Consider the following 21878-nt stretch of genomic DNA (forward strand, 5'->3'; position numbering starts at 1 on the left):
GTAGTAAAATCGTTCATAGGGAAGTCCTCTCTTCTGTGAATGTGTTGTGGTAACTCTATTCTACAGAAGGGACTTCCTTTTTTCTATTTACACAAAATATTTTACACTCTCGAAGCAATTAAGCTCTACTGAATGTTTTAAACTGTCATAAAATTTGTAAATGCTAGGTAAATGAAGTGAAAAAATGTTGGTCATAGAATATGGTTTTAAGTGGAATGAATAATACATTGTGTTCTATGGTTGCGCTGGTTGGCAAACAAAGAGAGTAGTTAAAAATGAAGAAAATCAGTAGAATTTTATGGGTAATGGTAACAAGTTGTTTTGTGTTTCTATATACAGAGAAGAGTACTAATGCAAAAGAAGTTTCCATTTCAGAAGCAGACATCAGTGAAAATTATTCTGAACAGTCTGCTGTTGAAATAACTGATGAAAGCTTAGCCAATTTAGCTTTAAACTTTGCAAAAGAATTTAAAGGAACTGAAGATTTGGTTGTTTCTTCTATAATTCCCATTTATGATACAGAAGAAAAAATTATTTCTTATAGTGTAGATTTTATTAAAGAGGGTGTGACACACGGTTACGTTATAATTGATTTAAGAATGGAAGGTACTTATATTGCTCAATTTTCTATAGAACTTGGATCAAAAAGTTTATATGATTTTTAGCAGATAAATCACAAATGAAAGTTGATAATACTGAGGAATCTTATTTAATTGAGACTTTTCCCACTGAATATAATTTAGTTGTAGAAGACAAAGATTCAGTCATCAGTACCAACGGTGAGAACTTTTCACTAAATGAATTTGAAAAGTATGTAGAAGAAGTACAGCCTGTTGCTGAAATGGAAATAGAACACTTTTCTAGATATAATTCTCGTTCTACAAAGTATGACCATGCAAGCGCGGTATTTAGTAATTATCCAAGTAATTTACACTTGACAAGTGCACATTATTTAGCAATGTTTAATGCGCTATCCCAGAGTAGATCTGAAAAAGCCACTGGGAAATACGCTTGTGCAGTACATGCATTAGCAACTATAAGTTCTTCCTATAGATTCTTTAATTCTGGAAATGATTCGGAATTAAAGGTGGCATACAATTCATTGTGGAACTATTCAGGAACTACCGTATCTTCAACCAATAATGGAATCTCTTATGGAGGGACACAACCTGACCAAATTGGACCAGCACTAGTAAAATACGCAAAAGATAAAAGTGTTAGTTTAACATATCAGAGAAAAGTGTCTCCTTCGTTTTCGGATATCCAAACGAAAATTGCACAGAGTTATCCAGTAGCATTTACTTATTTTTACTATAAACCTAACGGAAGTATTGGAGGACATACGGTATTTACCCAAGGGGCATTATCGGGCACTATGAATGGGGCACAAGCAAACTTTATTGTAGTGGCAGATGGTTGGTACGAAAATGCTACTTATTTGAATTACAGTACGATTCCAAAAACTTTACAAAGTTACGAAATTTCAAGTTGGACTGGAAAAAAATTATTTCAATAATAGCAAAAAATTACTATGATCATTTTGCGGAGTCATTTTTAGTAAAGCTACCATTTTTTGAAAACAGTTTTTGTATGAAATGTCTATATTTTCAATGGTCAAAAGAATAAATATAATCTTAATAAATAAGACGTTCCCAAAATCATAATCGGTTTTAGGAATGTCTTATTTATTTTTAGGATAAAAAATCACTCATTTCCACCAGACTATCCATCTTTTTCATCCCCTATGTTGAAACTTTTCCTCAATGCACAATATTCTTCACCCAAAGATCGGATCGAATCAAACGATACCCAATCCCACTCTTGATCAGCTCTGCTAGTTGGCAGAACAAGTAGACTAAGACAATCGAAAGACTGGTGTGAGTGCTTAATACAAAGGCTAGAGGCAAGACGATCACCCAGGTAAAGACACTGTCAAATAAGAAGGTGATCAAGGTTTGCCCACCTGAACGTAAAATAAAATAGCTGGCATGATTAAAGGCGTACATAGGCATACACAGTGCGGCGACTTTGATGAATTGACTCGCCAGATGTTTGACTTCGGGTTCGGTTTGATAAATTTCTGGAAAGAATGGTGCGACTAGGATCATCAAAAGACCAAGTACAAGACAACTCATGACGGAAAAGAAAAGCAGCTTCCGGGCGCTGTCTTTGGCTTCTTCAAATTTAGCGGCTCCAAGAAGTTGCCCTACCATGACCGCAACGGCACCGCCAAGGGCCATATAGACAATATTGAACAAATTGGAGACGGTGGATGAGATGTTCAAGGAAGCAATCACTGATAGTCCTCGAACAGAATAAGCTTGAATAATCATTGTCTGCCCGATCGCCCAAAGGATTTCATTTGCCATCAATGGCGATCCTTTACGCAGAATCTGTTTCACCAAATGCAAAGGGACATGGAATTGATGGTAGACCCGAATGGCAAACGGATTCTCTTCCTCATGGCGATGTACCCAATACATCGTAATAGCACATTCGACGATGCGGGCAATCAATGTGGAGATCGCGGCACCTCGCACCCCTAAAGTGGGGAAGAAAAACAAACCAAAAATCAATAAGAAATTCAATGCTGTGTTCGTGACGACAGCGATACTGCTGGCAAACATCGGCACCATGGTTTTGCCCATTTCTCGTAAAGAACTGGCATAAGCTTGAGAAATAGCAAAAAACGGCAGACTAAACAAAAGAATAACTAGAAATTCTTTGGCAGACGTCAAAGCAAGTGTCAGTTCCCCACTGTCACCGGTACCGTGTAAATATAAGCGAATCAAAAAATCTTGGCAAAAGAACAGCAGCCCCATCGCCAACAAACAAATCAAAAGATTGCCCGCTAACTTGAAACGAAAGGCATCTCGCATCCCTTGATAATCCTTTTTCCCATAAAATTGGGTACCAAAAATACTACCGGCAGAAACAATGCCAAAGATACTTAAGTTAAAAACGAAAATTAGTTGGTTAACGATCGCCACGCCAGACATTTGGGCCGTTCCGATTTGTCCTACCATTAAATTGTCTAATAAACCGACAAAATTAGTGATGGCATTTTGGATCATGATCGGAATGGCGATCGTTAAAACAGTCCTGTAAAAAGCTTTGTTTCCAATAAATTTTTGCATGGTTCCTCCATAAACAATAAAAATTTCGATATGTTCAATTAGTATAGCAAAAAGTGATTCGAGAAAAAAGAAGAGTTCTATGATGAGAGGATTAAGAAAGAAGTTTTTAGCGTATCGTCTCCTCAACGAAAGATGCTGGTTACAGAATGTGGAACATGCAAAGCTTATTCCATTCTACTAGAATAGTTATCTTAGGTAATGATGGTCTGTTCCATTGGAAGGGTCTTTTTTACGTACTTCTAGCCTAGATTTGCTGATATGGATTATAAATTTTATACTCTCTACAAAGCTTGTGAGATCGATTGCTGGGAGTTTACACTAGCTTGGTAATATGTCATATATATTTGACAGAAAAAGAGATAAGTAGTACGCTTGTGTCACATATATATGACTAAATAGGAGAAAAGAATGAATAGAGTCCGAGAATTTCGACAGAAGATGAATTTATCTCAGAATGCTTTAGCTAAAGAGATTGGGGTGGCAAGACAAACGATCAATTTGATTGAAAATAATAAGTATAATCCTTCTCTTGATTTATGTATTAAGCTTGCTAAAGTACTGCAAACGGATTTAAATTCTTTGTTTTGGGAGGTTGAAAGTGATGAAGGCTAAAGAAGGATTGGCAGTAAAAATAATCAAGCGGTTTTATGGTATTTCTGGTGTCTTAGATGAATACAAAAAAAGCCAAGTAGAACATATTGGCAATAATGCGTTTATGCTGATGTTTGGGTATACGCTGGTTGCTAATTTACTGGTAACGGTTTTTGCATCTAAGAAACCAGAGCTGGCGTTATGGATTTTTATTGGCTGTAATATATTCTTTACAGTCTTTATCGTTTGCGGTTATGTTCTGTTTGCCACGGCACGCTTAAAATTGACAGAAAACGAAGTAGAAGCCAAAGAGATGGCAAAAGAAAAGAAGAAGACGATTCTTAAAGGAATTGGACTGGGTATCTACTTTGCAATTGCGATTCACTTATTGAATGGAGTACTTAGTATGATGGTGGATGAAGAAGATTTCCTTCCATACATCGTTTCACCAGCCAGAATCGTTGCTTCCATTGCCGGAGGTTGCTTTTTTGGAGGTATGATGTATCTTGTGTTGCGGTTAAGGTTGAAAAAAATAGAAGAATAGTGAAAAATATTTAACGAACAGTCAATCAGAACCATAGTAAAATATAGCTGGGAGCGGCTGAAATCAAGCGAGTTGCTTTCTTTTTTTATTGTTTGTCTTGAAGGGAAGTAGGAGGGAGGCTATCAACGTGAAAAAGATGGTAGCTAATGAAAAGATCGATTGGTTGTATTCGATTATTTTTTTCTTGTTAGGCTTGTTTCTGTTATTTGTATGTAAGGTATTTGACTTTTATTATGAATGGACCTCTTTCTTAGGGTTTATGGTGGTCATTTCTTCGATCAATGTACCAACGGCTCTCAGAAGAAAAAAACAAATCAGAAAAATCGATGAACTAAGAAAAGAATTGAACTTATCGATTGAAGAAGTAAGAGCGATGGCTGACATTGGAAAGTATGATTTGGTGAATTGGGACTGGAAGAATGCATTTATCTCCCCTAGGAAGTTGTATTTGTTAGAGGACACTTTGGAAAAAATGTATCTAATAAAATTCGGCAAAGAGTTTGAAATGAAGTAGGCGAGTACAAATGGAAGTAGTTTTAATGACAAATGGCATAGCATTAGTGGGTTTTCATTGGTTCTCAAGTGTATTGATCTTGAACTGTTTCTTCTCCTGATTCAATAAATAGCTGTTCAAAGTTAATCAAGATGGATATGTCTAACGGTTTCATTGATGCACAATTACCAGATTAAATAACAATCAATCGAGAAAATGAACACGTTCATATCCTATTTCCTGGCACTTTCCAAAAGTTGGAAAGTGTTTTTTGCTGTTCAATGATGTCATGCGGGGAACCGATTTCTGATACATTGAGGTGAAGGGTATCTGCCAGTTGGATTAATGTCATAAAATAAAAAAAGCAGAAAAAATGGCATCGAGATGTTGTAAAGGGACGACTTAGTGCAATAATTAATGGGTCCACGTTGCGGTTTTGAGGGAGGATAAGCTTGTGAATAAGTTGATGAGTTGTTAAATTACGATCATTTGCACTAAGTTAAGTGCAAACATTTCATATTGTGACTAGTTAAGAAAACGCTTATATTTAGCGGTGTAAGGAGCGAGAACGATGCAGCAGCTTACCAAAAGAGAAAGCCAACTTTTGATTTACTTGTTAGAAATGACAGAACCGGTAACGATCAAACAGTTAGCTGAAAAAGAAAGTGTCAGTGTACGAACGATCAAATATGATCTGGAGGATATCCGTGATTGGTTGATTGAGCGGAATCAAGAACTGCACAGCAAACGGAGTCAGGGAATTTGGCTCAGTGTGAGTGATTCTGATCGAATCAAATTAAAAAGCGAGTTGATGGATGTCAATCGTCTGGAGCTATTTGCCGATCAAAGCTTACGGATCAATCGCCTGTTGATCATGCTTCTTGTTACCAAGGAAGCAATCACGGCGCTAAAGTTAGCCAATGCGCTAGAAGTAAGTAAAGATACGATCATGAATGATTTAGATGAGTTGGAACATCACTTTCTCAAAGAAGGTTTAGTTCTGAATCGCCAAACACGAAAGGGATTTTGGATCACTGGCAATGAACGTTTGGTTCGGTTAACGATCGAGGAGATTCTGCAAAAAGAGTTTACGGACTATGACATCTATAAATTAATGGCGTTGTTGCTAAATGGCAGAGAAACGGAATGTTTCGAAATGTATTCTGCGAAGGAAACGCCGTTGCAGGAGGTCTTTAATCAAGTCATCATTCGGATGCGGCACTTACTGGAATCCGAAAATCTGGAAAAACTAAATTATGCAGAACTACTAAATATTCTGATTCGCGTAACGATCGCCACTGTTCGCTTGCGCAAAGAGGCCACGATTGGACGGTACCAATTGATTCCTGAACACGAAATAGAAAAAAACGATCTTTCGTATCGGGTGATGCAGCAGGTGTTTGATTACTATCAATTGCCATTATTTGAAGATGAATATGACTATATTTATAGTGATACCTTCGATACGATCCATCAGCAAGATGTCATGAAATTGGTAGAGAATATGATTTATAAGGTAAGCAAGAAAATCAATTTTCCGTTTTATCAAGACCCCCAATTATTGACGAATCTCTACGCCCATTTGTCTATGCGTCTCTCAAGAAGGAAAAATTTTGTCAATGAGTACAATCCGTTTAAAGAGGACATCAAACAGAAATATCCTGAATTGTTTGCTGCTATCAATCAAGCAGCCCTCCAAGAAATAAGCGAGAAACTCTTGATCAATGATTCTTTTGTTGCCTACATTGCGTTGCACTTTCTGGTTTCCTACGAAAGAGAAGAAGACTTGCGAAGTGTTCGAGCGGTTTACGTTTGTTCAACGGGTTTAGGCGTGACAAGTTTAATTAAGCAAAAGATCAACGAAGAATTGAACAATATTACTATTGTAGCTTTTGCTTCAGTCTTAAATGCACAAAAGGTGATTGCCGCGAAGGATCCGGATCTGGTCATTAGTATTTTTCCGATCAATGGCATTGATCGGCCTTTCATCAAAGTCCATCCACTGCCGACTGAGCAGGATCTGCAAAACATCCAGCAAATGATCAAAAAAATCCTCGCTTCAACAAGTCAGGATAGGCGGCACCAATTAGTTCTCAATGAAGCACCTATCAATAAGGAAACTCTGGAAGACTTCAGCAAGGAACTGATTTTAAAGGCATATACGATCTATGAACAGTTACTTGTCACATTAGAGTCTGAATTGATCCAAGAGTACCGAGAAGCCTTTTTGCTCCATGTTTTCTTAATGGTCCATCGCATCACATTTGATCAGCAATATTTAGCAGAAGGCAGCCAAGTCGACCAAATCATTTTGAACCGAGAAGCGTTGGTAGGAGAAATTGAAGCAATTTTTGCTGAAAATAATTTAGGCATCAACAAATCAGAAATCAGCGCATTATTTTCATATATAAAAGAAGGAGCGTCAAGCTAGTGAAACTGTCAGCAGAAGCGATAACTATGATCGAGGAAAGTCAAAACCAGGAAAAATTAAAACAAGTGATTGCTTTAGTCGAAGAGCGACTTGCGGAATATGCCATTGAACCTACTGAACTTCAGTGGACGATTCTGATCAATCACTTGAATGAGATGCTGAAACGCTCTCAAAAAGGAGAAAAGATTCCCACTGTTGATCGGGAATTGTTCCGAGAAGTATCCAAAGAAGCCATTGCGATTTCCGACGAGGTCGTTCGAACGATTGGTCATTTAAGTGAAGATGAGATCTATGTTTTATCGATTCATTTTGAAACAGCAAAAAATAATTAATATTTGGGAGGAAACAATCATGATTACAGTAGTTATTGCAGATCGTATGGGAAAAGGACAAAACGTAGCTAAAGGTGTAGAAGCAGCTGGCGGCAAGGCAGTTGTTGTTCCGGGAATGGGCGCAGATATGCGTTTAGGTGATGTCATGCAACAAGAGAATGCCGATATGGGAATTTCTTTTTGCGGGAGCGGTGGGGCTGGAGCCTTAACAGCCGCAAATAAATATGGGTATCCAGAACGTCATGGGATGCGTTCGATTGAAGAAGGGATCACCGCCATCAAAGATGGGAAAACCGTGCTAGGTTTCGGTTTTATGGATCAAGAGGAATTAGGGAAACGGTTGACGGAAGAATTTATCAAAAAGCACGGAAAATAGAAAGAGGGCATACGAGATGAGCGTTCAAAAGACAACTCAGCAAAAAGTCATCGTCTCCGGTAAAGGAGAAACTAAGCAACATGCCTTTGCATCAGCACTCGCAGAGATCCAAAACAAACTAATGGCATCGGCGAAAGTATTATTGCGCATCGAACCAATCAATGTGGAGGTGTTGAAGGCGGTCGAAAACAAATACACAGAACGCTTTCTATTCTTCTTTTTTCCCCGGCAACGAGTGAATTATGAAGTCGAACTTTCTGTCACGGTAACTGTGACAGAAATACGTTTGGCAGACGTACCATTCACTCAACACCTAACAGAAGACCCCAATGGGATTGTTTTACCGTTTGTAACGAAAAAAGTTTGATTTGAATCATAAGGAGGAGGGAATAACGTGGATTTTGTCATTATTTTAACTAAATCGATCATCATCGGGGGCTTACTCGGTTTCTCTGCATCTGTTGGAGCAGCTCGTATGTTTCATGCACCCAGTACGCAAGGATTAGGAGCTTTTAGAACATTAGGGGAGATGAATGCCTGCATGGGGGATGCTGCCTCCCATTTTTCCTTTGGATTAGGTTTTTTCTTTAATGCTTGGGCTTCTTCAGTTGGCGCTGGAGCTTTCACGCAAGATGTGACCCACCGCATCGTGCCTAACTGGGCAGCTGCGGCTCTCTTAGCCAAAAACAAAGATGTCAGCCAGACAATGCATGATCCGAAAAAAATGGGGATCATTGGCGCTGTTATTGGCGCGTTAGTAGTCGCTTTCTTGAATACGACAGCTGCAGCGATTCCAGAGGCGTTACAAGTAACCGCTGTTTCCGTGTTGGTACCGGCAGCGACGATTCTGATCAATACCGTGATGCCAGTGATCTTCTGGTTGGCGGCTTTAGATGCAGGGAAACGAACAGGTTTCTGGGGGACGCTTTTTGGCGGGATTGCGCAACTGATCATGGGCAATGCGGTTCCTGGCGTTGTTCTAGGAATCTTAATCGGTAAAGGCGTCGATGAGAGTGGTTGGAATCGGGTCACGAAGAGTATGATGATTGCGATTGTTTTACTCTTTGTTTTCAGCGGATTTTTCCGTGGATTTGATATGGAAATGATCAAGAGTTTCCAACTTCAAGTACCTCATTGGCTTGATAACTTGCACAACATCTTTAGTGTGAAATAGGAGGGAAATCATGGAGACAGAAGAACAGGTAAAAGCAGTAGAAGCAAAACGGCAAAAGAGTTTTTGGTTTGCAGACTGGTCTTTCCCATTGATCGTAGGAATCATGTCAGCGGCTGTATTCTCAGGAACCCATATGTATGTCGTGTATGGCGTCGGTGCATTCAATGAAGTTTCGATCGTTGCGATGCTAAAAGCCGGCTTGGATGGCGGTTCCTATGGGGCTGCGGCAGCTTTTGGGGCGAGTTTCTTATTTGCTCGGATCTTAGAAGGCTCTTTGGTAGGGATCTTGGACTTAGGCGGTTCGATTTTGACTGGGATCGGGATTGGCGTTCCAGCCATTCTCCTAAGCATGAAGATAACAGCACCAATCGATAATTTTGCCCTCTCGTTATTGACTGGGTTGGTCTTGGGTCTGATCGTTGGCGGCATTATCGTGTTGATCCGCAAATTCACCATCAATCAGTCAAATTCAACTTTTGGTGCGGATGTCATGATGGGCGCCGGCAATTCCTCCGGCCGATTTTTGGGCCCATTGATCATTTTGAGTGCTTGTGCGGCCTCTATTCCCATTGGTATTGGGGCGACATTAGGCGCGTTGGCTTTTTATGCTTGGAAAAAACCAATTGCCGGTGGTGCTATTCTAGGCGCAATGATCTTAGGTGCGATCTTCCCAGCGGTAATTCAATAGAAAGAAGGCAATGAAATGTTTGATACTTTAATCAAAAATGGCAAATTAATCGACGGCAGGAAAGTGGAAGTTGCGTTGGAAAAAGGCGTAATCAAAGCAGTTGCTGCCGAAATCAATGAGCCAGCACGAGAAGTGATTGATCTATCCGGCAATTCCTATCTCTCTGCCGGTTGGATCGATGACCACGTTCACTGTTATGAAAAGATGAATCTTTATTATGATTATCCGGATCAAATAGGGGTCCAAAAGGGAGTAACAACGGTTATTGATGCAGGGACTACGGGCGCAGAAAATATTCGCGATTTTTATCAACTGACGAAATCGGTCAAAACCAATGTGTACGCACTAATGAACATTTCTAAATGGGGGATCGTGGAACAAGATGAACTTGCTGACCTGACAAAAATCCAAGAAGATCTAGTCAGAGCTGCATTAGCAGAGCTTCCGGAATTTATTGTAGGGATCAAGGCAAGAATGAGCAAAACAGTTGTCGGCGAGAATGGCATCACGCCACTAGAGTTAGCCAAAAAAATCCAATCAGAAAACAATGACTTGCCATTGATGGTTCATATTGGTTCGGCGCCTCCTGAATTAGAAGAAGTATTGACAAGAATGGAAAAAGGCGACGTATTGACCCATTGTTTTAATGGAAAACCGAACGGCATTTTAGACCAAGCCACGGATCAAATCAAAGACTTTGTTTGGGATGCGTATAAAAAAGGCGTTGTCTTTGATATCGGTCATGGAACAGACAGCTTTAATTTCCACGTTGCTGAAACTGCCTTAAAAGCAGGTCTCAAAGCCAACTCGATCAGTACAGATATTTATATCCGCAATCGTACGAATGGTCCAGTCTTTGATCTGGCTACTACGCTGGAAAAAATGAGAGTAGTAGGCTACTCGTGGGAAGAGATTATTGAGAAAGTCACCTCAGTTCCTGCCAAAAACTTCCACTTGGCGAAGAAAGGTCAATTGACTGTTGGTTTTGATGCCGATTTGACGATCTTTGAGATTGTCGAAAATGAAAAAGAACTGAAAGATTCCAATGGGGTTACACGGATAGCGAAAGAACAAATTGTTCCAGTCCAAACAATTATTGGAGGCGTCATTTATGACAATTAGCTATGAAAAGTTTGCTTTAAAGGAAGTCATCAATGCCTCGGGAAAAATGACGATACTCGGTGTCTCGAAAGTATCTGAAAATGTGCTAGCCGCACAACGATTTGGCGGTGAACATTTTTTTGAAATGAGTGATCTGACTGTGAAAACTGGCGCCTACCTTTCTCAGTTATTGAAGGTGGAAGATGCGCAGATTGTTTCTTCTGCTTCAGCAGGGATTGCCCAATCTGTCGCGGCTTTGATTGGTCAAGGCGACCTGTACCATGTTTATCATCCCTACACGGAAAAAATCACGAGACGGGAGATCGTCGTACCTAAGGGTCACAATGTAGACTACGGCACACCGGTTGAAGTAATGGTTGCTCAAGGGGGTGGACAAGTCGTCGAAGCGGGATATGCAAATATGTGTACACCGGAGCATGTCGCTAGGATGATCACGGAAGAAACAGCCGCACTTCTATATATTAAAAGCCATCATACCGTGCAGAAAAGTATGCTAACGGTGTCGGAGATGGTAGAAGTTGCCAAAGCCCATCACTTGCCATTGATCGTTGACGCAGCCGCGGAAGAAGACTTGTTCAAATACAGCGAAATGGGTGCCGACCTTGTTATCTATTCTGGCGCCAAAGCAATCGAAGGTCCGAGTGCCGGTCTGGTCATAGGGAAAAAGGAATACATTCAATGGATTCGTCTACAGTCTAAAGGGATCGGTCGGGCAATGAAAATCGGCAAAGACAATATTTTAGGCTTTACACAAGCAGTAGAAGATTACCTGCAAAATGGCAGTGAATCCGGTGAGTCCATGAAACAACGATTGGCACCTTTCGTGGCAGCGATCAATCAACTTCCTGATTTATCAGCGAAAATCGTTCAAGATGGCGCCGGGAGAGATATTTATCGTGCAAGTGTCACGGTTGCTGGCAAGAAATCTGCGAAAGAAGTCATTGAAGAACTAAAGGCACAAAACCCAGCAGTCTACACACGGGAATATCAAGCAAATAACGGAATTATTGAGTTTGATATTCGCTCGGTCAACCAAAACGAAATGGAAAAAATCATCAAACGCTTAAAAGAAATCATGTAGGAGGCTTTTAAATTGTCAGTTATTCCAAATTATTATAAAGATCGCGTATGTTTAAATGTATTGGCTCATTCAGTTGAAAATGCGAAGGCTTGTTATGAAGCAGCAGCAGGACATGTCGTACTAGGTGTGTTATCCAAAAACTATACTAGCGATGAAGCAGCGATCGAAGACATGAAAAAATATCAAGCGGCAACGGATAATGCATTGTCCGTTGGGTTGGGCGCCGGAGATCCCAACCAAAGTCAGATGGTTTCCCGTCTATCTGGTACTTTACAACCGCAACATGTCAACCAAGTATTCACTGGTGTAGGAACTTCCCGTGCTTTATTGGGACAAAACGATACAGTCATCAATGGATTGGTTTCACCAACAGGCAAGGTAGGGTACGTCAATATTGCCACTGGACCTTTAAGTTCACAGGCACCGGCGGCAGAGGTTCCCATCGAGACCGCCATTAAAATGCTGCAAGACATGGGTGGAAGCTCCATTAAATACTTCCCAATGAAAGGGTTAGCGCACAAAGAAGAATTCAAAGCAGTTGCGGAAGCTTGCGCCAAATATGATTTTTATTTAGAACCAACCGGAGGAATTGATCTGGAAAACTTCGAAGAAATTCTGCAAATCGCCATTGATGCAGGCGTTAAAAAAGTGATTCCGCATATTTACAGTTCGATTATTGACAAAGAAACTGGCGATACGCGACCAGAAGATGTGAAAACATTATTCGACATGGTCAAGAAAATCGTCAAATAAGTGAAGCATAAAGACTGTTTACTAGATGGGGAATCAGTCATTGGTAAGACACTCAGAGATGGGTGTCTTTTTTGCGTCAAGATTGCTACAAAAACAACTAAGAGACAAGTTTTCTATGTCCGCTTTGATTGCTCTTTGTAACCTAACCACTGGTTAATTTTTTTTAGAAAATAGAATCATTTAATCAATTGTTGCGTGTTCCGATTCTTGTTATGATCAAAGCAGTTACCACTATCAACCGAAAAGGAGACCACAGCGATGGAGATGAGGGAAGTGATTCGCCAGTACCGGAAGAAGAAAGGATTGACACAAGAAGAGTTAGCCAAGCGCCTTGGTGTGACAGCGCCAGCAGTAAATAAGTGGGAAAAGGGGCATTCACATCCAGATATCTTGTTGCTAGCGCCAATTGCACGCTTACTAGACATTAGTCTTGATACGTTATTCTCATTTGAAAAAGAACTCACGGTAACCGAAATCAATCAGATCATTCGTGAACTGGATCATAAGCTCAAAAAACAACCTTTTGAAGATGTATTTCGCTGGGCCAAAGAAATTTTGGATACCTACCCAAATTGTGAACAATTGATTGGCCAAGTAGCACTGCTTTTAGATGTACAGCTATTGGAACAAGCTGTTCCCGCTAAAGAAACATACCAGAAGCACATTCATCGTTGGTACGAACGGGCGTTAGAAAGTCGGGATGAAGATACCAGAAATCGAGCAGCCGATTCTTTGTTTGGATTTTACGTACGAAAAGAAGCGTACGAGAAAGCAGAAAGCTACCTCCATTATTTTTCCAATCAGAACCCAGAGAAAAAAAGCAAACAAGCCTATCTTTACAGTAAGACCGGACGAGTAGCAGAAGCCTACCAAGCATATGAGGAGCTGCTGTTTTCTGGTTATCAAAGGATGAGTATGGTATTCCAACAATTATATCTTTTGGCGATGAAGGATGAGAATAATGCAAAGGCACATCTGCTAATAAAGAAACAGTCAGAATTGGCAAAATTATTTGAAATGGGGGAATATCACGAGGTATCCAGTGATCTTGACTTAGCCATCGCAGAAAAAGACGCGGAGAGAACGGTTGAAACAATGGAGAAAATCATCGCCAGTGTTGCTAAAATCAATGATTTCACCCACTCAACGTTGTATGAACACATGACATTTAAGGAAATCGACAGCAACTTCGTTAACGGACTTTACGAGAATTTATTCCGCATGTTTAGTGATGAAGAAACCTTTTCTTGGTTGAAGACGAATGAACGATGGCAAGTGTTGGTAGGGGATAGAAGATAGAGGAAGAGTGTTTTTTCCAGTAATAAAAATCCATACAAGAACTGCTCCAATTAGTCATAATAGACATGCAAGTTCTTCCAATAAGTAAAGTAAAAACAAGATAAAATGAGCAAGTAAGTGTTAGTTAATTTGTCGGCAATGTAGTTGATTAATCATTCAGGAAATCTTCTTGCTATTTTTACAGATCATTGAAACGCTTCATTATCTCTTGCTGTTTGGTAGGGTGTACCGGTCATTATCCAATGCTTAAGAGACAAAAAAACGTTAAGTTTTGTAGCTGAAATCTATAATTGTCAACCTTGCTAATCACCCTAATAAAAACATTTTTTCAGATAATTTTGAGATAGGAATAAAAAGCAGCTCATCAGTAGGTGAGCTGCTTTTTGTGTTGTTTTCTTAGGCATCTGTTTCTTCCGACAGCTGGATCAGTAAGTCTTTGATCACGTCATAAACTACGGCTGTTTCTGGGTAGGGGCTTTGGACGTTCTGGATAATAAACAGGTCTCGGTAGCGATACTCTGGGGCTAGTTCTTGCCAATTCAATGTGTCTGTGAGGGCAAGTTTGGAAATGATCGACTTGCCGATGTTATTCTCCAGTAGTGCTAGAATCATTTCGCTATTGTTGGCTTTAATGATCTGCGGGTTCAAATGATTCGAGTAAAGATACGTTTCATTGATATAGTACATTCCGGAATCATTCTCTCTGAGGATCCAGAAATCGGAATCAATATCTCCTGCTAGAACAAGTTCGTCTTTATAGACGAACTCTTTTTGGATCAAAGGAGAGACGATGGCTTTTTCGATCAGTCCGATATGGGCTTTGTTGGCTTCCACGGCATCAATGACTTCCTGAGAATTCATGATTTTGATTTCGAAAGCAATGAATGGAAAGTGTTCGATCAGCTGGCCCATGATCGTTGGGAGTAGGTGAACACCAGTTGTATTGGAGCAAGCCAATACGCAGTCCGTCTTGAAATTTTTGGCATTTTTAGCTTGTGCAAAGACACTAGCTAACGAATTTAACGAATCCACCACTTTAGGGTACAAGAATTCTGCTTGTTTCGTGGGTAGAATCAATTGTTTTCCTTTGCGTTCAAAGAGTTTGAACCCTAACTCGGTCTCCAATTTTTGAATTTGGACGGAGATGGTTGGCTGGGTCTTAAACATTTGTTTGGCGGCAACACTAAAATTCCTAGTTTCATAAACGACAACGAATGTTTTTAATAGTTCAAACAAAAGAATCCCACCTTTTTCTATTAATATAATTTATAACGGATATATAAAATCGTTATTTTACAAATAGTTAATTCGTGGTTATATTATAGATGACTACAAAAGATAACACAAGTACGATAGAAATTTTTAATCGTTCAGAAAGGATGGATCAATGAATCAAGCACTAAAAAATTTTTTGAATGCAATTCCGATACCTATTTGTGGGTTGATTTTAGGAACGGTTTCGTTAGGAAATTTATTGTTTGCCGAAGGGTTCGAAGCAATCGGCAATATCTTTTGTTTGATTGGTATTTTGATTATGGGATTGTTCCTTCTTAAGCTGTTTTTCACATTTAAACACACATTAGCGGATTTGAAAAATCCGATCATCGCTTCTGTTGCACCTACTTTTACCATGTCTTTGATGGTGATCTCGGTAGTGTTGGAGCGAGTATTTCCTAATTTACTGATGAATGACTTGCTATGGCTGACATCAATCGGGTTGCATTTGGGTCTCATGACTTATTTTGTTGTCGTTCATATTTTACCTGTCGACATTACGTTGGAATATGTGTATCCAAGCTGGTTTATTACTTTTGTCGGCATTGGAGTGATTCCAAATACATCAGCAGTCTTTATCAAAGAACTGGGGGAAATCGTTGTATGGATTGCACTGGTTCTATATTTTGCTCTACTACCAGTGATTCTAAAACGAATTATGTTCCAAAAGATGACAGAAGCTTCAGCAGTACCTTTGATCACAATTTTGACCGCCCCAGGGTCCCTTTGTTTAGCTGGCTATCTGTCAGTCTTTAAAGAAGGATCGGCTTTATTTGTAGCTTTGATGCTGGTATTGTCCCAAGCAATTTATTTCTGCGTGGTATTTTACATGAAAAAAATGCTGGAAGTTGGCTTTTATCCAAGTTATGCAGCCTTCACATTCCCATTAGTCATTTCAGCAACAGCAATGTTCAAGTCTTCTCAATTCTTTATGGATCGCCCAATTTTATTTGGAGTGACTGAGTTATTGAGTATAGTTGAAACAGTATTAGCTATCGCAATGGTTTGCTATGTATTGCTGAAATACTTCGTTCATTTGTATAGTCAGACAAAGAGTTTGATCGCAGATCATGAATGTTAAGGTATTAATGGACGTGTTTTTGTAAGTTCGAGTAAGAAAATTGTTGTTATTGCGGGATAAATGAAAGTCATATTGTTTCTAAATAATAGAAAAGGATGTGGGTTCATATGAGAAATACAAGTAGAAAAGTAGTTGTCGTTGGAACTGGATTTGTAGGAACAAGTATTGCTTACTCAATGATCAACCAAGGGCTGATCAATGAATTGGTTTTGATCGATGTGGATCGTGAAAAGGCGGAAGGAGAAGCCCTTGATTTATTGGATGGGATGTCATGGGCCCAGGAAAACATCAAAGTTTGGGCTGGAGACTATACTGATTGTCAGGATGCAGATATCGTGGTAATCACAGCCGGTGTCAATCAAAAACCAGGACAAACACGGTTGGAACTAATCGATGTCAACGCGGGGATCATGACTAGTGTTGTAAGAGAAGTGATGGGGTCAGGTTTTGATGGGATTTTAGTCATTGCTTCTAACCCTGTGGATGTATTGACACACGTTGCTTGGCAAGCATCGGGTCTGCCAAGCAACCGCGTCGTTGGAACTGGGACAACGCTAGATACCACCAGATTCCGTAAAGAATTGGCGCAAAAATTAGAGATTGACCCAAGAAGTATCCATGGCTACATTATTGGCGAGCATGGGGACTCTGAAGTAGCAGTCTGGTCACATACGACAGTAGGGGGAAAACCGTTGCTAGAGTTTATCGTCAAAAACCATCGATTGACTGTCGAAGATTTGACAACCATTTCTGATCGGGTGAAAAATAGCGCTTATGAGATTATCAATCGTAAAAAAGCCACCTTCTATGGTATCGGTATGAGTGTTGCCAGAATCGTTCGAGCAATCTTGAACAATGAGCAAGCAGTATTGCCTGTCTCTGCCTATCTCGATGGGGAATACGGCGAAAAGGATCTATTTACAGGTGTCCCTTCGGTGGTTGACCAAGGAGGGGTGCGGGAAATCATTGAGCTGAATATCGACCCAGCCGAGAAGCAAAAATTTGCCCAATCCTGCAGCCAACTTAGAGAAGTGATCCAATCACTGGACAAAACGACTCATTGAGAAAGGAGAGATTCTATCACTATCGGCGATCATCCGCCAAAGTAATTGGTCAGTCGTTTCTCTCTCATAACAAATGACTATTTCCAAAAGGTAGTAGAATGGCGCAACGATTGTTCAGCCGATAAGACCACGATTAGTTGAAAATGAATTCCTTAGTTAATTGATAAGCCGTAATAGAAAAAGAGCAGCGCGAATCAACTCGAGCTGCTCTTTTTTGCTTACTTTGTTGGTAGAAAGATTCTTGGTTTATTCGTGGTATTTATCCAATAGTAGTGTACTGCTGCTTTTCTTGTTTGGCATGATAGGCTTCTACAGCAAGAATGGCTTGCTGGAACATCTCGCGAGTGATGGGATAGGGTACATGAACAATGTCGTTGGTGGTCATGGCTTTATCTAAGATGGCTTCCAAGTCCGATTGGGCATTGAGGTGCATGTCAGCCAAACAGACGGGCAGCTTGTTTTCTTTCATAAAAGCATAGACTCGTTGAAAGAGTTCGGTTTGCTGATCCATCATCAACAATGCTAGAACGCCGTAGCTGACAGAAGCCCCATGCAGATAATTCTCCATTTTTTCCAGAACAGTCGTACCATAATAGAACGAATGGGCCATGGCAGAATTGTAGTCATTGATGACTAAGACAGATACTAACCCGGTGGTCACGATGATATCTGAGACGACTTGTTGGATGGCATCCGAGGGGCGATTGGCGGCACTGTCTTTCAACGCTTGCGTGCCGTAGGTCAATAAGCGCTCCGTGCACATTTTGCTGATCTGAATGCCTAATGCATCGGTATGATCCAATTGATCCCCTCTAGAAGAAAAAGTGGCTTCGATTTCTTTCGATAAGGCGTCACCGATGCCGGCCCACAGGTAACTATCCGGCGCTGCGGCGATAATGGCTGTATCAATAAAGGCATGGACCGGCGGTTTTGAAGGAAAGAACAAGCCATGCATTTCGCCTGCTTCGGTGTAGATCACACATACGGCTGTAACGGGAGAACAATTTGAGCCAATCGTCGGAAATGTGAAGACGGGCTTGGCTAATTTCTCACCCACGACTTTGACGGTATCACACACACGCCCGCCACCGACGGCAAATAAGATCTCCGCTGCTTGGACACTTTCTTCCTGCAGTAAGCGTGAAACATTTTCATAGGTAGAATTTCCACCATACCATAGGCTGTCAATGACGAATACGTCTTGTGTCAAGGCAGACTTGATTTTGTGCTCTGCTTTCGCTAGTGCTGTTTTTCCACCAATCAGAACAGCTTTTGTCCCATAACTTTTAACGATATCATTTACTTTTTCGTAAGCGTCTGTTCCGATCGTATAATTTGGCAAAAAGATACTTTGACTCATATTGTTTTCCTTCTTTCTTTGCGACGATATTCGCTAATATTGGTCCTGTGATTTGATGAATGATCATGCCAACAGCAGCTGGAGTAACGGCAGCAGCGATCGTGGCGAAATGGGCATTCGCTAAGGAGATGGCTAATCCGGTATTTTTCATTCCTAATTGAAACATGATCGACTTGGCCTGTTGGTCACTGACACCTAGTAGGCGGCTAATCCCGTAGCCTGCACCGTAACCGATAAGATTATGCAACAAGACAAGGAAGATGACGATTATTCCAGACTGAACGATCACTGCCCCATTTTTCGCCACGGTTCCTGCAACGATCAAAAGGATGCTGACGGAAGAGACTAAAACAAAAGCCTGCATCCACGCATCGATATAGTTGACAATAAGCTTGTGGACGATGATCCCTAAAAGAATCGGCAGTAGTACCATCTGCAAAACCGACAAAAGCATGGCGAAAAATGAGATTTCTGTATACTGTCCAGCTAAAAAATAGACAAGAAAAGGGGTCACCACCGTTGCCATTAGCGTGGAGACAGTGGTCAAAGAGACCGTCAATGCGACATCTCCCTTGCCGATGAAGGTCATCACGTTGCTGGCGGTTCCTCCTGAAACAGAACCCAGCAAGACAAAACCGATGATCAGTCCGGAGGATAATCCGAAAAGCTGTGCCAAGCCATAAGCAACAAGCGGGCTGATGGTAAATTGGATCAATAAACCTAAAATAAAAGCTTTTGGCTGAATCACCACCATTTTAAAAGCAGTGACATTTAACGTCATTCCCATACAAAACATGATGATGCTTAGTAACGTTGTTGTGCGCGTAGGTATCCACAAAAATGGTTGGGGAAACAGGTAGGAGATCAGCATCAAAAGGACCATGAGATAAATCAGGTATTTATTCACAAATTTGGCAATCGAATTTATTGTATTCATTAAGACTTTCCTTCCATCTTGACGTAAAGGGACTAGCAATCCTATCACCGTTTCCAACACCTGAGATGCTGCGGATCAGAGGAATCAATAGAAAATCAACACAGCTACAGCAAAAGTTTTCAACAAGCAAAGCTTTAAAAAGGGTATAAAAAAACATTCCACCCAAGAAGATTCTCTGTTCTTCTGGTGCAATGTGAATAGGGACTCTTTGAATAAAATACTCAAACAGTCCCGACTATAATAATAAAATAATTGCCTCTCTTCTACTAACAGTCATCCAATCACTTCCTTTGTCTAAATTTTCAGAATATTTAAATTGTTTTATCTAGTGTACAAAATAGTTTGAAATCTGTCAAAGGAAAAATAAGATTTTTGCTAATAAAGGAAATTAGAGACGGGATGAGAGAAAAAAGCTCAGAAGCGCAGACATCTTCTAAGCCTTTTTTCAGTGAAAGTAAAACTTTTCTAGGGTTTCAGTCTGCTTGAGAGGTTCAGATAAATCGAGAAAATAAGGCCTTTGCCAGTTTTGTGTTCGGGCTGCGGTAGGATTTAAGTCCTGCACTCATGGTGGATACACGCGAAAAGCCATTTTCCCTGCGGTTGTTTCTGTTTTGATGATGCCGTTGGCGACAAGAACAGAAGATGGGAAGACAAATTGGCCTTTTTGCTTGCCATCAAGGACAGTAATCATTCATTTGTCTGGATAGCCGCTTAATGAATAAGCTTGATTCTTTTCATGAGGGTGCTCCCACAATGCGATGAAATAGCCCTTTTTCTTTGGTGTTTTCTTCGCCAGACGGCTACGAAAAGTCGTGTTTCCAACAGCGAAAGTCATGCCTTCATACACGCTGTTTTGTCTCTCCCTTTGAATCTTAGTGGGGCCAACTATATGGTGCATCTTCAATAATGCAGTCATCAATTTCTCTGATTGCCGCATTTTAGGCCATCACCAATCGTTTCCATTTTCTGATTTTTGTTCGGAAATTAGTGAATGGTGCTACTGAATTAATGTGGATCCATTTATACAGGGGCCATTGCGCTTTAGTTGTGGCCCACTTTCTCTGTCCAGGTTCAAACAGTTCGGTATCTGATAATGTGCTGATCCATTGGCATAGTTCCTCCACCAGTTGGGTCAACTGTTGTTGCTGTTCTTTTAGGGAAAGCTGTCCATAGCGCTGATAGAATTGCTCATAAAGCGCACCTAACTGATTCCACTTATAGCCGGCTGCTGGTGTTTGCACAGCAACGCCGTTTTTTTCTTGGGCTTCCCAGTCTAATAGAAGATGGAGCCACCCTAGTTGATAAGACAAATTTTCAGAGGGACTTTTATCTACCTTATCATGGTGCTGGTGTCTCCATTCTTCTGGAATCTCCTCAAATTCGGTGATGTATTTTTGAAACGTATCCTGAATGGTTTGGATCAATTCTGCTTTTGTTTGATACTGACGCATCGATTCTCCTCCTACTCATCAGAAAGTGTTTTTTCTTTGGTGATTTGAATGACCAGACCAAACGGATCTTGCAAGATGGCATAGAAGTCCGCAAATTCATTTTGAATAGGAGACTGATAGATCTTGCTCAATTGGTGTTGGCTCAATTTCTCGTAAATGGTTTGTGCTTCTTTGATCGTATCCGTAATGACACTCAATGACAAGGTATTTCCTTGTTGGCAAGGGATTCTAGGATCAATTGTTTGATCTGTCAGTTGCAGTTGTGTCTGGCCTATTTGCAGTACCGCGTGGGAAAGCCAATGCTCGGTGCCAGTTTCAATCACAGTATCGGGAGCCAATTGGGTTTTAAACTCTTGAAACGTCATTTTAAATAATAGTTTTCCATCAAAAATATCCTGATAGAAAGCCAGTGCTTCTGTTCCTTTTCCTTCTAAGGTCAAAAAAAGTGCTACATCGATGGATGCCATAATCAATTCTCCTTTTCTCTATGATAAACTAACTGTAACAGTTAATGGTTTCATTTCATGACACCTTTGGAGGAGAATATGAAAAAAACAGAAAGAATCCAACAAGAAATGTGGTTCTGTTGCAAAGTTTTAAATAAAGAATAAAATCCCTTACGGTATCTATGATTTAAGCTGGGATTCCCAATAATACCTTGATTTCAGTACAGACCGAAAACCCGAAGA

At 40.4% G+C, this 21878-nt stretch carries 23 protein-coding genes and 1 pseudogene; 17 read left to right on the plus strand and 7 right to left on the minus strand.

Annotated elements, in window-relative coordinates; genetic code table 11:
- Positions 1 to 275 precede the first annotated feature (275 nt).
- Both ACTFWY_RS16760 and ACTFWY_RS16765 read left to right on the plus strand, forming a co-directional pair.
- Positions 276 to 665 (plus strand): hypothetical protein, encoded by a 390-nt coding sequence (locus ACTFWY_RS16760; protein ID WP_003128934.1) that lies wholly within the window; start codon positions 276 to 278, stop codon positions 663 to 665.
- A gap of 14 nt (positions 666 to 679) precedes the next feature.
- The gene (locus ACTFWY_RS16765; protein ID WP_003128935.1) at positions 680 to 1516 is read left to right on the plus strand and encodes a hypothetical protein; all 837 of its coding nucleotides are present in this window, start codon (positions 680 to 682) and stop codon (positions 1514 to 1516) included.
- A 244-nt stretch (positions 1517 to 1760) separates the two neighbouring features.
- Here the strand turns inward: ACTFWY_RS16765 and ACTFWY_RS16770 are convergent, their stop codons facing one another.
- On the minus strand, positions 1761 to 3137 hold the full coding sequence (locus tag ACTFWY_RS16770) for an MATE family efflux transporter (RefSeq protein ID WP_029487392.1): 1377 nt from the start codon (positions 3135 to 3137) through the stop codon (positions 1761 to 1763).
- 408 nt (positions 3138 to 3545) lie between these two features.
- Between ACTFWY_RS16770 and ACTFWY_RS16775 the strand changes: the two genes are divergently transcribed.
- From ACTFWY_RS16775 to ACTFWY_RS16835, 13 genes are all read left to right on the plus strand, one after another.
- Positions 3546 to 3749 (plus strand): helix-turn-helix transcriptional regulator, encoded by a 204-nt coding sequence (locus ACTFWY_RS16775; protein WP_003128937.1) that lies wholly within the window; start codon positions 3546 to 3548, stop codon positions 3747 to 3749.
- On the plus strand, positions 3739 to 4272 hold the full coding sequence (locus tag ACTFWY_RS16780) for a DUF3278 domain-containing protein (RefSeq protein ID WP_029487393.1): 534 nt from the start codon (positions 3739 to 3741) through the stop codon (positions 4270 to 4272). Before ACTFWY_RS16775 ends, ACTFWY_RS16780 begins: the two co-directional genes overlap by 11 nt.
- A gap of 136 nt (positions 4273 to 4408) precedes the next feature.
- Complete coding sequence (locus ACTFWY_RS16785; protein ID WP_231455948.1) at positions 4409 to 4786, plus strand: hypothetical protein; 378 nt, start codon at positions 4409 to 4411, stop codon at positions 4784 to 4786.
- A 550-nt stretch (positions 4787 to 5336) separates the two neighbouring features.
- Positions 5337 to 7196, plus strand: a complete 1860-nt coding sequence (locus tag ACTFWY_RS16790) for a BglG family transcription antiterminator (RefSeq protein ID WP_029487395.1) — start codon at positions 5337 to 5339, stop codon at positions 7194 to 7196.
- On the plus strand, positions 7196 to 7528 hold the full coding sequence (locus tag ACTFWY_RS16795) for a PRD domain-containing protein (RefSeq protein WP_154066518.1): 333 nt from the start codon (positions 7196 to 7198) through the stop codon (positions 7526 to 7528). The genes ACTFWY_RS16790 and ACTFWY_RS16795 overlap by 1 nt, the downstream gene beginning before the upstream one ends.
- A gap of 19 nt (positions 7529 to 7547) precedes the next feature.
- Positions 7548 to 7904, plus strand: coding sequence for a glycine-rich SFCGS family protein (locus ACTFWY_RS16800; RefSeq protein WP_005469834.1), 357 nt, complete (start codon positions 7548 to 7550; stop codon positions 7902 to 7904).
- Between the two features lie 16 nt (positions 7905 to 7920).
- The gene (locus tag ACTFWY_RS16805; protein ID WP_086268926.1) at positions 7921 to 8271 is read left to right on the plus strand and encodes a DUF4312 family protein; all 351 of its coding nucleotides are present in this window, start codon (positions 7921 to 7923) and stop codon (positions 8269 to 8271) included.
- Between the two features lie 27 nt (positions 8272 to 8298).
- A complete protein-coding gene (locus ACTFWY_RS16810; protein ID WP_003128944.1) occupies positions 8299 to 9078 on the plus strand; it encodes a DUF4311 domain-containing protein in 780 nt (259 codons plus the stop codon).
- A 10-nt stretch (positions 9079 to 9088) separates the two neighbouring features.
- The gene (locus ACTFWY_RS16815; protein WP_003128946.1) at positions 9089 to 9766 is read left to right on the plus strand and encodes a DUF4310 family protein; all 678 of its coding nucleotides are present in this window, start codon (positions 9089 to 9091) and stop codon (positions 9764 to 9766) included.
- A gap of 15 nt (positions 9767 to 9781) precedes the next feature.
- The gene (locus ACTFWY_RS16820) at positions 9782 to 10888 is read left to right on the plus strand and encodes an amidohydrolase/deacetylase family metallohydrolase (protein WP_137264752.1); all 1107 of its coding nucleotides are present in this window, start codon (positions 9782 to 9784) and stop codon (positions 10886 to 10888) included.
- Positions 10878 to 11969 carry a DgaE family pyridoxal phosphate-dependent ammonia lyase gene (locus tag ACTFWY_RS16825; RefSeq protein ID WP_154066517.1) on the plus strand — a complete coding sequence of 364 codons (1092 nt, stop codon included), beginning with the start codon at positions 10878 to 10880 and terminating at the stop codon, positions 11967 to 11969. Before ACTFWY_RS16820 ends, ACTFWY_RS16825 begins: the two co-directional genes overlap by 11 nt.
- A gap of 12 nt (positions 11970 to 11981) precedes the next feature.
- On the plus strand, positions 11982 to 12722 hold the full coding sequence (gene dagF / locus ACTFWY_RS16830) for a 2-dehydro-3-deoxy-phosphogluconate aldolase (protein WP_003128951.1): 741 nt from the start codon (positions 11982 to 11984) through the stop codon (positions 12720 to 12722).
- 258 nt (positions 12723 to 12980) lie between these two features.
- Positions 12981 to 14021, plus strand: coding sequence for a helix-turn-helix transcriptional regulator (locus ACTFWY_RS16835; RefSeq protein ID WP_154066516.1), 1041 nt, complete (start codon positions 12981 to 12983; stop codon positions 14019 to 14021).
- A 396-nt stretch (positions 14022 to 14417) separates the two neighbouring features.
- On the opposite strand, the gene ACTFWY_RS16840 is transcribed toward ACTFWY_RS16835, so the two are convergent.
- Positions 14418 to 15257 (minus strand): LysR family transcriptional regulator, encoded by an 840-nt coding sequence (locus ACTFWY_RS16840; protein ID WP_003128954.1) that lies wholly within the window; start codon positions 15255 to 15257, stop codon positions 14418 to 14420.
- 151 nt (positions 15258 to 15408) lie between these two features.
- On the opposite strand from ACTFWY_RS16840, the gene ACTFWY_RS16845 reads away from it, so the two are divergent.
- Positions 15409 to 16377 carry a TDT family transporter gene (locus ACTFWY_RS16845; RefSeq protein WP_005469843.1) on the plus strand — a complete coding sequence of 323 codons (969 nt, stop codon included), beginning with the start codon at positions 15409 to 15411 and terminating at the stop codon, positions 16375 to 16377.
- 107 nt (positions 16378 to 16484) lie between these two features.
- Positions 16485 to 17441 carry an L-lactate dehydrogenase gene (locus tag ACTFWY_RS16850; RefSeq protein ID WP_003128957.1) on the plus strand — a complete coding sequence of 319 codons (957 nt, stop codon included), beginning with the start codon at positions 16485 to 16487 and terminating at the stop codon, positions 17439 to 17441.
- A gap of 259 nt (positions 17442 to 17700) precedes the next feature.
- On the opposite strand, the gene ACTFWY_RS16855 is transcribed toward ACTFWY_RS16850, so the two are convergent.
- From ACTFWY_RS16855 to ACTFWY_RS16875, 5 genes and pseudogenes are all read right to left on the minus strand, one after another.
- A complete protein-coding gene (locus ACTFWY_RS16855) occupies positions 17701 to 18801 on the minus strand; it encodes an iron-containing alcohol dehydrogenase family protein (RefSeq protein ID WP_003128958.1) in 1101 nt (366 codons plus the stop codon).
- Positions 18737 to 19738, minus strand: a complete 1002-nt coding sequence (locus ACTFWY_RS16860) for a bile acid:sodium symporter family protein (protein WP_439927296.1) — start codon at positions 19736 to 19738, stop codon at positions 18737 to 18739. Before ACTFWY_RS16860 ends, ACTFWY_RS16855 begins: the two co-directional genes overlap by 65 nt.
- Positions 19739 to 20300: 562 nt before the next feature.
- A pseudogene (locus ACTFWY_RS16865) lies at positions 20301 to 20675 on the minus strand (MepB family protein).
- A 1-nt stretch (position 20676) separates the two neighbouring features.
- Entirely contained in the window at positions 20677 to 21189 is a 513-nt protein-coding gene (locus tag ACTFWY_RS16870; RefSeq protein WP_195495722.1) for a ClbS/DfsB family four-helix bundle protein, read from the minus strand.
- Positions 21190 to 21200: 11 nt separating this feature from the next.
- A complete protein-coding gene (locus tag ACTFWY_RS16875) occupies positions 21201 to 21656 on the minus strand; it encodes a VOC family protein (protein ID WP_353974294.1) in 456 nt (151 codons plus the stop codon).
- Positions 21657 to 21878: the final 222 nt, after the last annotated feature.

The sequence above is a fragment of the Enterococcus sp. 125944 genome (assembly GCF_051909435.1).
GTDB classification, from domain to species: domain Bacteria; phylum Bacillota; class Bacilli; order Lactobacillales; family Enterococcaceae; genus Enterococcus_D; species Enterococcus_D gallinarum.